Raw genomic sequence first — 13,130 nt, 5'->3', positions numbered from 1 at the left:
TGCCATAGCGCCGGGAAGGGCGTCCAGTTCGCCGTGACATCAGCAGTTACAAACAGCCACTCAACCGTATAACTGCGGCCTGCGGTCACGGTGCAGGTCATTGCGCGCGCTGATGCGTTTGTTGCGCGCCTCGGCGAGGTTCAGCGTGGCCAGCAACATCTGCTCGCCGCCCTGCTCCGCCGGCCCGGCCAGCGGGTAGCCGTCGGCATCGACGATGACCGAACCCTGCACCCAGCCGACACCGCGCTCATGGCCATAGCGGTCACAGGCGGCGATGAACATGCGGTTGACCGAGGCATTGGCCTGCACCCGCAGCACTTCGGCCGGGCGCTCGGTTTGCGGCCGCGGGCCATCGGGCCAGTTGACCGGCGCGCACAGCAGATCGGCCCCGGCCAGCGCCGGAAGACGCACCCACTCGGGGAACTCCAGGTCGTAGCAAATCAGCATGCCGAGCCGTCCATACAGCGTTTCGACCACGGGCGGCGGCGCATCGCCGGGCGTGAAGATGTCCTTCTCGGCATCCCACAGATGCGCCTTGCGGTACACCGCGCGCAGGCCATTGGCGTCGATCATCGCCGCGCTGTTGGCCAGCTCGTCACCGGGCAGGCGCTCGCAGAAACCGCCGACGATCACCAGGTTCAACTCACGGGCCAGGGCCTGCCACAGTTGCAAGGTCGGGCCGTCAGCGGTTTCCGCCAGGCTCAGCGCTTCAGAGCGGTCGGCAAACAGATAGCCGCTCTGCACCAGTTCGGGCAACACCACGACTTGCGCGCCCTGCAAGGCCACCTGGCGAATCGCGCGTTCGGTGAGCGTGCGGTTGTAGGCCAGGTCGCCGATTTTCGGTGCCAGTTGGCAACAGGCGACCACGGTATTTTTAACGCTGCTCAACGTCCTGCCTCCGCAGATGAATGGGTCATGGCGACGATGTCGCTTTCGCTCAGCGCATCGATCACCCGGCGTTCGGCGGCCAGATCGAGCGAGCGACTGAGCAGGTAATAGGTCAGCCCCTCCACCACCAGGCCCACCAGCCAGGCGATGTCTACGCCTTCGAGCACTCGCGCCAGCGGCCCGACGAACACCTCTTTGCCGGCGGCGGCATCGTAGATGTAGAAGAACGGCACCATCGCGGCGAAGCCGATCAGGTACGAAACGATGCCGCGAAATTGCCAGGCGCCGTAGATGCCCTTCGGCGTGAAGAAATGCGGGATCGCATAACGGCCCTTGCGCACGAAGAAGTAGTCCACCAGGTTGACGGCGGTCCACGGCACGAGGAAGTACAGCAATAACACCAGGAAGGTGTTCAACAGCGCGATGCCGTCACCTTTGATCGACAGCACGCAGGTCAACAAGATGGCGCTGATCACACTGATCGACAGCACCCGGGCGCGGGGCGTCGGGGTGATTTTTTTGATCGAGTCGACACCGGTCAGCAAAGTCAGCATGGCGCTGTAGGTATTGAGCGCGATGATCGGCAGGAAACCCGCCACCGAGACGATCACCAGCAGATTGCCCAGCCCCGGCACCATCGAGGAGCCGACCTGGTTCAACGCCACCAGCGCATCCGCCGCCTTCAGCTCCTGGGCCAGCCAGGCGCCGAGGCCGATCATCCAGCTGCCGGACAACGAAGCGCCGATAAACACCGCCGCGATCAGTTTCGCCCGACTGGTGTTTTTCGGCAGGTAACGGGAATAGTCGGACACGTAGGGCGCATAGGAAATGTTGTAGCTCGCGCCGATGGCGAACAGCGTGGCGAAGGCCACCCAGTTGAAGCCAAGGTCGGTCGCCGGGGTGACGCCTTCGGAACCTGCGCCGAACATCAGGGCGATGGTCACCAGGGCGTACAGCGGCAAGGTCGCCAGCAGGGCCCATTTGAAGGCCTTGTGCATCAGGTCGTGGCCGTAGATCGACAACAGCGCGCCAACCAGCACCACGGACACGGCGACGATGGTCGGGTCGATGCCGAACACATGCTCAAGGCCGTTCATGATCAGCGAGATGTTGACCACGTTGAAACCGACGAACACAAACATCGTCGCCATCAATGCGAGGATCACCCCGCGATAGCCGAACTGGGCGCGGGACTGGATCATCTGCGGCAGGCCCATTTCCGGGCCCTGGGAGCCGTGGAACGCCATGAAGATGGTGCCGAACATGATACCCAGCGCGCCGGCCAGCATGGTCCACAGCGCCGACAAGCCCAGGCTCGGGCCGACAAAGCCGATGGAGATGGTGAAGAAGTGGAAATTGCCGAGGAACCAGAACGGGCCCTGGCTGCTGAGTTTGGCGTGGCGTTCGTTTTCCGGAATGTAATCGATGGAGTGGCCTTCGATGGCCAACCCGCCGCTCGCCTCGGTGGCGTGCGCAGACACTGGGGAACCTGACATACGATTGTTCCTATGCTGTTGTTTGTTGTTTTTGTGGGTACAGCGCTCGCTACGACGTCCGGATCGGGTGAAACTCCATAAAAAGCTGACGATGACGCTGGTTTCACGGCAATGTAGGGCGTGAGTCCGGGCAATAAAATATCGCAGGCACACTGTTCACATAGATCGGCATCTATGTAAGCGAGAATCGGGAGTCCCCATGCTGGGAACTGTAACGGAGCTGGATCTGCGTCTGATCCGGGTATTTCTGACTGTCGTCGAAGCGGGCGGCATCTCGGCGGCGCAAACCGCCCTCAACACCACGCAACCCACGATCAGCGCGCAATTGGCAACGCTCGAAGCCCGGGTCGGTTTCCGTCTGTGCGAACGCGGGCGCGGCGGGTTTTCGGTAACGCCCAAAGGCACGCAGTTCATCGACGCGGCTCGGCGCTTGCTGGCCGCGGCCGAGGGTTTTCGGGTCGAGGTGCAGCACATCAATCGCAAAGTCTCGGGCAGCATCAACATCGGCCTGCTGGGGCAAATCGATCCGGTGGCGAACAAGAAAATCGGCCAGGCCATTGCCCGTTTGCGGGCGCGGCATGAGGGGCTGTACTTCCATTTCACCGAACTGTCGTCGTCGCTGCTGGAAGAAAAAATCATCAACGGCCATATCGACCTGGCCATCGGTTACTTCTGGCACCGCTTGCCCAACATCGATTACTTCCCGCTGTTCCCGGAAACCCAGATTGCCTATTGCGCGCCTTCGCATCCGCTGTTCGACCAGGTCGGCGCGCTGACCCGTGAAGATGTCAGCGGGTTCGACTGGGTCTGGCCGAGCCATCCGCTGCCGGAAATGCCGGCGCCCACGTCGATCGAGCGCCTGACCGTACTCACCGACAGCATGGACGGCGCGGCCCTGCTGATCCTGTCCGGCCAGCACCTGGGGTTTCTGCCGCAGCACTACGCGACCCGGCATGAACAGCTGGGCCAGTTGCACCCGCTGAACCCGGAGCTGCTGCGTTATGAAGTTCGCTTTCATGCGGCGGTGCGGCATTCGTCGCGTCAGAAGGATCTGGTGAGTGCATTCCTGAACGAGCTGATCGAGATTTTCGGACCGGCGTAGGCCAGTCATCACCGAGCGCTGCGTTCAACGCTGGCTCAACCGCTATATAGTTTTGTATATTGCGATACTTGTTTTTCACAGATCGCCCCATGAGCCGTATTCGCCAGCACAATCTGCACCTCATTCTGGAGGCCGCCAGCGCCGAGTTCGCCGCCAAAGGCTTCGACGGCACGCAAACCCGCGACATCGCACTGCGTGCCGGGGTGCCAAAAGCCAATCTGTATTACTACTTCCAGACCAAGGAAAACCTCTACGCCCAGGTGCTGCTCGGTTTCGTCCAGCCATTGCTGGACGCGTCAGCGGTGCTGCGCGCGAGCGACGACCCGGAAGCAGGGTTGCAGGCCTACATCAGCGCCCGTATCCGTATCGCCCGGGAGCATCCGCACATTGCCAAGGTGTTCAGCGGCGAGTTGCTGCTGGGGGGCAAACAGTTGCCCGAGGAATGCCGCGACCTGCTGTACGCCGAGGCCCGGCGCAATGTCGAATGCCTTCGCGGCTGGATCGACCGGGGCCTGATCGCACCCGTCGACCCGCAGCACCTGATGCTGTTCATCTGGTCGGCGACCCGGACCTATACCAACCTGGGTTGGCAGATGGCGCGCATCACCGGATGCGAGACGCCACAGGATGAGGATTACGCCAATGCGGCGGCCACCATTACCCGGCTGGTGCTGGGCGGCGTGGTGCCGCCTGCGGTGGCGGGTCCGAAATTGATGCTGGCTGTAAGGACGCCATCGCGGGCAAGCCCGCTCCCACAGTGATTTCGGTCGTTCGCGGATTTTGCATACACCCACCAACCCCTGTGGGAGCGGGCTTGCCCGCGATGGCGGTAGGTCAGCCGATATCAATGTTGAATGTGCTGACCTCATCGTCGGAACGCCGCCCGGAGCAAGCTCGCTCCCACAGGATTGGTGGGTGTACACAAAATCTGCAAGCGACCGGGATTACTGTGGGAGCGGGCTTGCCCGCGATGGCGGTAGGTCAGCCGATATCAATGTTGAATGTGCTCCCACAGGGGGGATGGGGTGGGTTCAGAAATGGATGTCCTTGGCCGGTATTACATCGATCCGTGCCACGGAACCGGTCAGGTGCGCCAGGTCCTTGTTGTGCTCGGCGATGATGTCTTCGGCGGTCAGGTTGCCGTTGTCGACGGTGGAATGCGCGTCGCCCGCCAGCACCACGTCGTAGCCCAGTGTCAGGGCCTGGCGCACGGTGGCGTTGACGCAATAGTCGGTCTGCAGGCCGCAGATCACCAGGCGTTCGAAGTCCTCTTTCGGCAACAGTTTTTGCAGGTTGGTCTGGTAGAACGAATCCCCGGTGGTCTTGCCCACGCGATGATCCTTGGGTGAAGTTTCCAGCCCTTCGGCCAGTTGCCAGCCGGCAGCGCCATGCGCCAGCGGACTGCCCGCTTCTTCATGCTGGATCAGCACCACGGGCACTCCCGCCTTGCGCGCCCGGGCAGAAAGATCATTGATGGTGTTGATGACCCGTCCAATCTCGAAGCATTCGTACTCACCGGAGCACAAAGCCTGCTGGACGTCGATGATTAACAATGCTGTGGTCATGATTTCCTTCCTTGATTTGTCGATGGATCAGGGGACGAACATAAGCCCGTCCCCCTCCGGACACAAGCCTCAATAACCCAGCGACAACCCGGTATTGCGCCGTGGATCGTTCGCCCCGTAGAAGCGGTTTTTGCCGACCGGTTTGCCACCCAGGGATGGCGCGCCGACCAGGATCGCCGCCAGGTGGTTGGCGTCCTGGGGACCGGCGAACTTGTGGCCCCAGCTTTCGAGGATTTTCACCGTGTCCGGGCTGGTGGTGAAGGCCTCCAGGTTGGTTTCCTCCGGCAGCCATTGCTGATGGAACCGTGGCGCATCCACCGCTTCCTGGATGTTCATGCCGTAGTCGATCACGTTGAGCATGGTCAGCAAGGTTGCGGTGATGATGCGGCTGCCACCCGGAGTACCGACCACCATCACCACTTTGCCGTCCTTGGTGACGATGGTCGGGCTCATGGACGACAGCGGCGCCTTGCCGGGGGCGATGGCATTGGCCTCGCCCTGCACCAGGCCGTACATGTTCGGCACGCCGATTTTCGAGGTGAAGTCGTCCATTTCATCGTTGAGGATGACCCCGGTCTTGCTCGCCATCACGCCGGCGCCGAACCAGTCGTTGAGGGTGTAGGTGACCGACACCGCGTTGCCCCATTTGTCGACGATGGAGTAATGCGTGGTGTTGTTGCCTTCATGGGGCGCCACGCCTGGCTTGAGTTCACTGGATACCGCGGCTTTTTGCGGATTGATCGCGTCGCGCAGCTTGGTCGCGTAGTTTTTATCCAGCAGGTGGGCAATCGGGTTCTTCACGAAATCCGGGTCGCCCAGATAGCTGTTGCGGTCCACGTAGGCGTGGCGCATCGCCTCGATCTGATAATGCATGCCCTGGGCCGAGTGATAGCCCAGATCCTTCATCGGATAGCCTTCGAGGATGTTCATGATCTCGCAGATCACCACGCCGCCGGAGCTCGGAGGCGGTGCCGAGACCACGTGGTAGCCACGGTAGTCACACTCGATGGGCGCCAGTTCGCGGGTCTTGTATTTGTCGAGGTCGGCCTGGGTGATGATGCCCTTGTTGGCCTGGCTGGAGGTGACGATGGCATCGGCCACCCAGCCTTTATAGAAACCGTCGGTGCCCTTCTCGGAGATTTCCCGCAGGGTCTTGCTCAGGTCCTTTTGCACCAGCTTCTGGCCGACCTGCATCGGCTCGCCGTTGCTGAGGAAGATCGAGCCGGAATCCTTGATGTCCTTCTTGAACACGTCGGTGGCGTAGTCCAGCAGATCGACATCACCCTGCTCCAGGACGAAACCGTCTTCGGCCAGCTTGATCGCCGGAGCGATGATTTCCTTGCGCGGCTTGGTGCCGTACTTGGACAGCGCCAGTTCCATGCCCGAAACGGTGCCCGGCACCCCCACGGCCAGGTGGCCACGGGTACTCAGATCGGGAACGACGTTGCCCTCCTTGTCCAGGTACATGTTGGCGGTGGCGGCCAGCGGCGCTTTTTCGCGGAAGTCGAGGAAGGTCTTGCGCCCGTCCGCCAGTTGAATGGTCATGAAACCGCCGCCGCCGAGGTTGCCGGCCGCGGGATAGACCACCGCCAGCGCATAGCCGACCGCGACCGCCGCATCCACGGCGTTGCCGCCGTTCTTGAGCACATCCACGCCGACATGGCTGGCCAGGTGCTGGGCCGTCACCACCATGCCGTTTTCGCCCGTCGCCGGGGCCACGGAGGCGGCATGAGCAGTCAGGCAACTGAGCGCCAATGCGGTCGCAATCAGCGATTTGGCAAAAGGTTCGTACTTCATGAGTCGGTCTCTTCTTGTTATTGAACAGGGGAACGCATCAAAAGCAGTAGGCAAGTATGGTCGGGAATACGTATTGCGCCTCCCCGTCGAGACAGTATCCTTAACGCTTGTTCAGCAATTTCCCGCGAGCCATGGCATGACTTATACCTGCATCACCGTGGCATCCCCGGTCGGCCAGTTGAAGCTGGTGGCGAACGGCTCGCGACTGGCAGCCATCCTCTGGGAAAACGACAAACCCGGGCGGGTGCGCCTCGGCCCGATGAGCGAGGCGCCGGACAACCCGATCCTGGTGCGCACGGCTGCGCAGTTGCGCGAATATTTTTCCGGCACCCGGGATCGTTTCGACCTGGAGCTGGATTTTGCCGGCACACCATTTCAGCAGAAGGTCTGGGCGGCGCTGCTGACCATCCCGTTCGGCGAGACCCGCAGCTACAGCCAGATCGCCGAGCAGATCGGCAACCCGGCGGCGGTCAGGGCGGTGGGCGCGGCGAACGGCAAGAATCCGATTTCGATCGTGGCGCCGTGTCACCGGGTGATCGGTATGTCAGGCCAGTTGACCGGGTTTGCCGGGGGGCTGGAGGCCAAGGAGCTGCTGCTCACACTGGAGGGTTGGCAAAGGCCCGGCACGGCACGCCTGCCAGGCTTTTGATGGTGTTCCAGCAGGGTTGGCCTTCAGGCAAGCTGCGCCTTGTACTCCTTCTCATATTGCCCGGCCAGCGTCTCTTTCTGCTTGTCGTCGAGCAGTTTGCCGGCCATCTGGAAGAACTTCTGCTCCTCTTCCTTCAGGTGGTGGTGAACCTTTTCCGAAAGTTTTTTCGCGGTCGCCAGCCAGGCCGGGCTGGACATCTCGGTGCCGTCCAGTTCTTCCATCATTTCGTCCATTTCGTGATGCTCGGAGATGGCATGGCGGCTGAGGTCGACACCGTTGTCGAACTCCATCAGCGGGATGTAGAAGTGCCGCTCTTCGGCCGTTTCATGAGCCTGCAGCTCGGACTTGAGTTGCTTGTACGCCTCGACCCGCTCAGGCGTATCGCCGCTGGTATGGATCAGCGCCTTGGCGTAAGTACGTTGGCGTTCATGGCTTTCGCGCAAGGCTTCAAAGATGTTCACAGGGCGTTGTCCTCATCAGCTGCGTTCCGGAGTGACGCGTCTTAAGCAATGACAGCCGCGCGTTGGCCACGGTTCAACTTTTCCGGGGATGGAACATTCGTTGCGACCGGGATAGGCTTCGGCTTCAATGCCATAGGGATATAGCCATGAACCTGCGTATCGAACTGTCGCAAAAACCCACGGAAGAACAACGCCAGGCCATCCTCAAGCCATTGCGCGCGTACAACGGCTCGAAGGCCGAAGGTAACGTGCCCGAGCACGTCGCCTTGCTGGTGCGCGACGACAACGACGAGATCCTCGGCGGCCTGCATGGCCGGTTGTTTTACCAGTGGCTGTACATCGATTTGCTGGTGGTGCCGGAGCAGGCGCGGGGACAGGGGCTGGGTTCGAAGCTGATGCAGATGGCCGAGGACCTGGCGCGGGAACGGCGCTGCGTCGGACTGTGGCTCGACACCTTTGAATTCCAGGCGCCGGAGTTCTACAAGAAGTGCGGGTACAGCGAGATCGGGCACATTGCCGACTATCCGCCGGGGCACAAGCACTTCTTTTTTCAGAAGCGCCTGAATTACTGACCAGCACACAAACCAGTGTGGGAGCGAGCCTGCTCGCGAAAGCGGTATATCAGCCAACATTGATAGCGACTGACACTACGTCTTCGCGAGCAGGCTCGCTCCCACAGGGGTAATGCAACAAGCCATCAAGTCACAGGCAGGTCGCCAGCGCCGCCAACCGGCGCTTGGCGACGAAATCATCCTGCTGTGCGTAGTAGCTCAACACCGTCCCCGAGGCGTCGGTGGTCACGTCCACGAACGACTCTGCCGAACGGGTATAAACGGTGGTGCCGCCCTTCTCGCCCGGTTGCAGATAGGCCGCCGCATCGACGCCGAACACGGACTCGTCCTGCCAGGAAAACTGCACGCACTGGGCGACGTCTTTTGCCGGTTTATCCGAGTTCAGGGTCTTGTACGGGGCCTTGGTGCGGGCATCGTTCATCGCCGAGCCGGCACATCCCGCCAGCACTGTCACGGCCAGCGCCACCATCAGAATTCGCATTGCATACACTCATCAGGAAAAAGCGGACTTTATCATCCCGGCAGCCCGTATCGTTCTGCTTTACTTCATTTATACCGCGACATGGCGCGACGATTCGCGCACCCTGTCGCGCCTATCGCACCGCATCGCACCCATGACTGGAAACCTGATGACACCCAACGCCGAGTTCTACAAACCGACCACCGAATACGCCGACAAGCTGATCAGCCAGATCGGCCAGACGCCGTCCTGGATCGCCAAGCGAATCGGTGTCACCGAAAAACGGATCAAGTACATCCTCGACGGCGAAAGAACCGTCAAAGGCGATACCACGCCGATCCAGATGACCTACACCGAACAGTTCGCCCTCGAATGCCTGGCGGCAGCGGCCAAGGCCAGCAAGCAGCAGAATTCGTAATCCCCACTCAAGGAGTGACCATGGCGGCAACCGACCAGCAGCATGAGCAGGCACTGAAGCGTTTTCTCGACGAACGCCCCGAGTTGCGCCACGACCTCGACAATCTCAACCCGTTGCTGGCCCAGGCCAAGGGAGAAACCCAGGCACAGTACCGCGACGAACGCTTGCATGAGGCCTTCGAAGCCGAAGCCGAGCGCCTCGGGCTGTTCGCCTGGGAGCTCACTCTGCAACTGACGGCGGCCACGGCCGCAGACTACGAAGCGCAGCGCCTGGAAGTGCACCGGGAAGTGGCGGAAATGGCCGGCATGGACTGGCTGGAATATTGCGAGTTGTATGGGATAAAACCCTAAGCACATTCAGGGATACCATCACCGATGCTGCCCAACACCACCAGGACCCACGCCAGCCCCGGTCATCTGCACACGCAGAAATGGCGCGGACGCATTGGCCTGGGCCTGGTGGCCATGCTCTCGGTACTCGCCGGCATGACCGACGCCATCGGCTTCATGGCCAGCGGTGACTTCGTCTCGTTCATGAGCGGCAATACCACCCGGATGGCGGTCGCCATCAGCACTGGCGACCTTGGCTTGACCCTGCGCCTGGTGATCCTCGTCGCTACCTTCATCGTCGGCAACGCGCTGGGCATTATCGTCAGCCGCCTGGGTGGCCGTCGGGCCCTGCCCTTGTTGCTGTGCATCGCCGCCCTGCTGTGTGCCGCCGCGGCCTGGCCTTTTGACGCGCAGCTGCCAGCCCTGCTGGCGGCGATCATTGCAATGGGCATGCTCAACGCCGCGGTGGAACAAGTGAACGGCCTGCCGGTGGGCCTGACTTACGTCACCGGAGCCCTGTCGCGTTTCGGCCGCGGACTGGGCCGCTGGATGCTCGGCGAGCGCCGCAGCGGCTGGCGCGTGCAACTTATCCCCTGGACCGGCATGTTCGCCGGCGCGGTACTCGGTGCCGTGCTGGAACATCACCTGGGGCTCAAGGCATTGTTTGCCAGTGGCCTGCTGGCTGCCGCGCTCGGGGTGTTGTCGTTGAAGATCCCGCGGCGCTGGCAGCTGGGGTATATGCCGCGCTGAGTCTGGTGTTGACTGTGAGGCCGCCTTCGCGGGCAAGCCCGCTCCCACAGGTTTTGTGGTCATACCGCAATCGTTGGCATGGCATAGATCACTGTGGGAGCGGGCTTGCCCGCGATGAGGCCCGCCCAGGCAACATCACTTTAGCCGCCCCGCCGATAAAGCTTTATCATGGCCGCAGTTTCGCTGATCGAGTCCGTCATGAAGTTCGCCATCGCCGTGTTTTCCGCCGCCCACGCGCCCTCCTCGCGCCGCGCCTTGCTGTTCGCCCAAGCGGCGCTGGCCGGCGGGCATGAGATTGTCCGGCTGTTTTTCTATCAGGACGGTGTCTACAACGCGTCCGCCAGCGTGGTCACGCCCCAGGATGAACTGGACTTGCCCAAACAATGGCGCACCTTTGTCAGCGACCATCGACTCGATGGCGTGGTGTGCATCGCCGCCGCCCTGCGTCGTGGCGTGTTGAACGAAGAAGAAGCCAGGCGCTATCAGCGTGAGGCCGTTGCCGTCGGCGCGCCGTGGGAATTGTCCGGACTCGGCCAGTTGCATGACGCCGCGCAGGATGCCGACCGCCTGATCTGTTTTGGAGGCGCATGACATGGCCAAATCCCTGTTGATCATCAGCCGCCAATCGCCATGGTCCGGCCCTGGCGCGCGCGAAGCGCTGGACATCGTGCTGGCCGGGGGCGCCTTCGACCTGCCGATCGGCCTGTTGTTTCTCGACGACGGCGTGTTCCAGCTGGCCGCCAGCCAGAATGCCAAGGCCTTGCAGCAGAAAGACCTCAGCGCCAACCTGCAGGCCCTGCCGATGTTCGGTGTCGAGGAACTGTTCGCCTGCGCCGACAGCATCACCCAACGCGGCCTCGACCCAAGCGACCTGTCGCTGCAGGAAGCCCAGGTGCTGGCCACCGACGAAATCACCGCCCTCATTGACCGTTACGACCAGGTGATCACCCTCTGATGTCGACTTTGCATGTGTTGTCTCATTCCCCGTTCGCCGACGAACGCCTGACCAGTTGCCTGCGCGTGATCGGTGCCAACGACGGCTTGCTGCTGTGCGGTGATGCGGCCTATGCGTTGCAGCCAGGCACCGCCCCCTTCACTGCGCTCAGCGCACGTGGCCTGAACCTGTTCGTCCTCGACGAAGATGCCCGGGCCCGGGCGCTGGCGGTTCCAGACTGGGCCCGCGCCATCGACTACCCGGCCTTCGTCGAACTGTCGATTCACTACGACAAGGTCAACAGCTGGCTATGAATGCATTGACGGTCGGCGCCCGCGCCATCGAGCTGGACAAGGACGGTTTCCTCGTCGAACTGAGCGACTGGTCGGTCGAGGTGGCCAGCGCCCTGGCGGCCGCCGAAGACATCGAGTTGACGCCCGAACACTGGGAAGTCCTCGAACTGCTGCGCAGTTTTTACGCCGAATTCCAGCTGTCCCCGGCCACCCGCCCACTGATCAAATACACCGCATTGAAACTCGGCCCGGAAAAAGGCAACAGCTTGCACCTGAACCGACTGTTCAAAGGCACCCCCGCCAAACTCGCCGCGAAACTGGCGGGCCTGCCCAAACCGACGAATTGCCTATGACCGACTATCCAGCACTGACACTCGAAACGCCCGCCGAGCATCCGTTCGCCCAGTTCGTGCGGATCCTTGGCAAAGGCAAACGCGGCGCCCGCGACCTGACCCGGGTCGAGGCCCGCGAAGCCATGGGCATGGTGCTCGACGAAAAGGTCGAGGAAACCCAGCTCGGTGCCTTCCTGATGCTGTTGCGGCACAAGGAAGAAAGCGCCGAGGAAATGGCCGGTTTCACCGAGGCCTTGCGCGAGCGTCTGAATCCTCCGGCAATGGCGGTGGATCTGGATTGGCCGACCTATGCCGGCAAGAAGCGTCATCTGCCGTGGTATCTGTTGGCGGCCAAGTGCCTGGCGCAGAACGGCGTGCGGATCTTCATGCACGGCGGCGGCGCCCACACGGCGGGTCGACTGTACAGCGAGCAATTGCTGGGCGAATTGAACATCCCGCTGTGCCGCAACTGGCAGCAAGTCGGCGCGGCACTGGACAACGGCGGCCTGGCGTTCATGCCGCTGGTGGACTGGGCGCCACAGCTGCAACGGATGATCGACCTGCGCAACACCCTGGGCCTGCGCTCGCCGATCCATTCGCTGACGCGGATTCTCAACCCGTTGGGTGCGCGTTGCGGCCTGCAGAGCATTTTCCATCCTGGCTATCAGGCCGTGCATCGCGATGCCAGCGGACTGCTGGGTGATACCGCCATCGTGATCAAGGGCGATGGCGGCGAAATCGAGATCAACCCGGACGCCGACAGCCACCTGTACGGCACCACGGGCGGCGTCAGCTGGGATGAGGAATGGCCGCAACTGTCGAGCCAGCGCCACGTCAAACCGGCATCCCTTGAACCAGAACACCTGAAAGCCGTATGGCGTGGCGAAGTGGTCGACAGCTACCCGCAAATGGCCCTGATCGCCACCATGGCGCTGGCCTTGCGTGGCCTCGGCCAGACCCGCGAGCAGGCGTTCGAAACCGCTGAAAAATACTGGGCTGCGCGGGATAAATCGATTTAACCGATCATTCACGCCCGATCTTTGCGCTTTTTGTTCGAACTCATCGGAATAGACTCGACTCCAAC

18 protein-coding genes are annotated in these 13,130 nt (G+C 61.9%); 12 read left to right on the top strand and 6 right to left on the bottom strand.

The window, feature by feature from the left end; all coding sequences use genetic code 11:
* Positions 1-60: 60 nt before the first annotated feature.
* Both EI969_RS24550 and EI969_RS24545 read right to left on the bottom strand, forming a co-directional pair.
* Positions 61-888, bottom strand: a complete 828-nt coding sequence (locus EI969_RS24550) for a nitrilase family protein (RefSeq protein ID WP_160390047.1) — start codon at positions 886-888, stop codon at positions 61-63.
* Positions 885-2,384, bottom strand: a complete 1,500-nt coding sequence (locus EI969_RS24545; RefSeq protein WP_160390046.1) for a cytosine permease — start codon at positions 2,382-2,384, stop codon at positions 885-887. Before EI969_RS24545 ends, EI969_RS24550 begins: the two co-directional genes overlap by 4 nt.
* Before the next feature lie 199 nt (positions 2,385-2,583).
* Here EI969_RS24545 and EI969_RS24540 point away from each other — a divergent pair, with 199 nt between their 5' ends.
* Positions 2,584-3,486: a LysR family transcriptional regulator gene (locus EI969_RS24540; protein WP_160390045.1), complete on the top strand. Its 903-nt coding sequence runs from the start codon at positions 2,584-2,586 to the stop codon at positions 3,484-3,486.
* Positions 3,487-3,575: 89 nt separating this feature from the next.
* Positions 3,576-4,247, top strand: coding sequence for a TetR/AcrR family transcriptional regulator (locus EI969_RS24535; protein WP_160390044.1), 672 nt, complete (start codon positions 3,576-3,578; stop codon positions 4,245-4,247).
* A gap of 270 nt (positions 4,248-4,517) precedes the next feature.
* Here the strand turns inward: EI969_RS24535 and EI969_RS24530 are convergent, their stop codons facing one another.
* On the bottom strand, positions 4,518-5,051 hold the full coding sequence (locus tag EI969_RS24530; protein WP_160390043.1) for a cysteine hydrolase family protein: 534 nt from the start codon (positions 5,049-5,051) through the stop codon (positions 4,518-4,520).
* A gap of 69 nt (positions 5,052-5,120) precedes the next feature.
* A complete protein-coding gene (gene ggt, locus EI969_RS24525) occupies positions 5,121-6,848 on the bottom strand; it encodes a gamma-glutamyltransferase (protein ID WP_160390042.1) in 1,728 nt (575 codons plus the stop codon).
* Positions 6,849-6,984: 136 nt separating this feature from the next.
* On the opposite strand from ggt, the gene EI969_RS24520 reads away from it, so the two are divergent.
* On the top strand, positions 6,985-7,497 hold the full coding sequence (locus EI969_RS24520) for a methylated-DNA--[protein]-cysteine S-methyltransferase (protein ID WP_160390041.1): 513 nt from the start codon (positions 6,985-6,987) through the stop codon (positions 7,495-7,497).
* 23 nt (positions 7,498-7,520) lie between these two features.
* On the opposite strand, the gene EI969_RS24515 is transcribed toward EI969_RS24520, so the two are convergent.
* Entirely contained in the window at positions 7,521-7,958 is a 438-nt protein-coding gene (locus EI969_RS24515) for a hemerythrin domain-containing protein (protein ID WP_160390040.1), read from the bottom strand.
* Between the two features lie 146 nt (positions 7,959-8,104).
* On the opposite strand from EI969_RS24515, the gene EI969_RS24510 reads away from it, so the two are divergent.
* The gene (locus tag EI969_RS24510; protein WP_160390039.1) at positions 8,105-8,530 is read left to right on the top strand and encodes a GNAT family N-acetyltransferase; all 426 of its coding nucleotides are present in this window, start codon (positions 8,105-8,107) and stop codon (positions 8,528-8,530) included.
* Positions 8,531-8,660: 130 nt separating this feature from the next.
* Here EI969_RS24510 and EI969_RS24505 read toward each other — a convergent pair whose 3' ends face one another.
* A complete protein-coding gene (locus tag EI969_RS24505) occupies positions 8,661-9,011 on the bottom strand; it encodes a hypothetical protein (protein ID WP_160390038.1) in 351 nt (116 codons plus the stop codon).
* Positions 9,012-9,159: 148 nt separating this feature from the next.
* Here EI969_RS24505 and EI969_RS24500 point away from each other — a divergent pair, with 148 nt between their 5' ends.
* From EI969_RS24500 to EI969_RS24465, 8 genes are all read left to right on the top strand, one after another.
* Positions 9,160-9,408 (top strand): hypothetical protein, encoded by a 249-nt coding sequence (locus EI969_RS24500; RefSeq protein WP_160390037.1) that lies wholly within the window; start codon positions 9,160-9,162, stop codon positions 9,406-9,408.
* Positions 9,409-9,428: 20 nt separating this feature from the next.
* Positions 9,429-9,758: a DUF6388 family protein gene (locus EI969_RS24495; RefSeq protein ID WP_160390036.1), complete on the top strand. Its 330-nt coding sequence runs from the start codon at positions 9,429-9,431 to the stop codon at positions 9,756-9,758.
* A gap of 24 nt (positions 9,759-9,782) precedes the next feature.
* Positions 9,783-10,487, top strand: coding sequence for a YoaK family protein (locus EI969_RS24490; protein ID WP_160390035.1), 705 nt, complete (start codon positions 9,783-9,785; stop codon positions 10,485-10,487).
* A 198-nt stretch (positions 10,488-10,685) separates the two neighbouring features.
* Positions 10,686-11,078, top strand: coding sequence for a sulfurtransferase complex subunit TusD (gene tusD / locus EI969_RS24485; RefSeq protein ID WP_160390097.1), 393 nt, complete (start codon positions 10,686-10,688; stop codon positions 11,076-11,078).
* Between the two features lies 1 nt (position 11,079).
* Positions 11,080-11,442 (top strand): sulfurtransferase complex subunit TusC, encoded by a 363-nt coding sequence (gene tusC / locus EI969_RS24480; RefSeq protein ID WP_160390034.1) that lies wholly within the window; start codon positions 11,080-11,082, stop codon positions 11,440-11,442.
* Positions 11,442-11,735 (top strand): sulfurtransferase complex subunit TusB, encoded by a 294-nt coding sequence (gene tusB, locus EI969_RS24475; protein WP_160390033.1) that lies wholly within the window; start codon positions 11,442-11,444, stop codon positions 11,733-11,735. Before tusC ends, tusB begins: the two co-directional genes overlap by 1 nt.
* On the top strand, positions 11,732-12,067 hold the full coding sequence (locus tag EI969_RS24470) for a TusE/DsrC/DsvC family sulfur relay protein (protein ID WP_160390032.1): 336 nt from the start codon (positions 11,732-11,734) through the stop codon (positions 12,065-12,067). Before tusB ends, EI969_RS24470 begins: the two co-directional genes overlap by 4 nt.
* Positions 12,064-13,065, top strand: a complete 1,002-nt coding sequence (locus EI969_RS24465; protein ID WP_160390031.1) for a glycosyl transferase family protein — start codon at positions 12,064-12,066, stop codon at positions 13,063-13,065. The genes EI969_RS24470 and EI969_RS24465 overlap by 4 nt, the downstream gene beginning before the upstream one ends.
* Positions 13,066-13,130 lie beyond the last annotated feature (65 nt).

Origin of the sequence: Pseudomonas sp. PB101, from assembly GCF_009764265.1 — a bacterium.
Taxonomy (GTDB): domain Bacteria; phylum Pseudomonadota; class Gammaproteobacteria; order Pseudomonadales; family Pseudomonadaceae; genus Aquipseudomonas.
The sequence above is the reverse complement of the archived record's forward strand: the minus strand, read 5'-3'. Positions and strand labels throughout refer to the sequence as shown.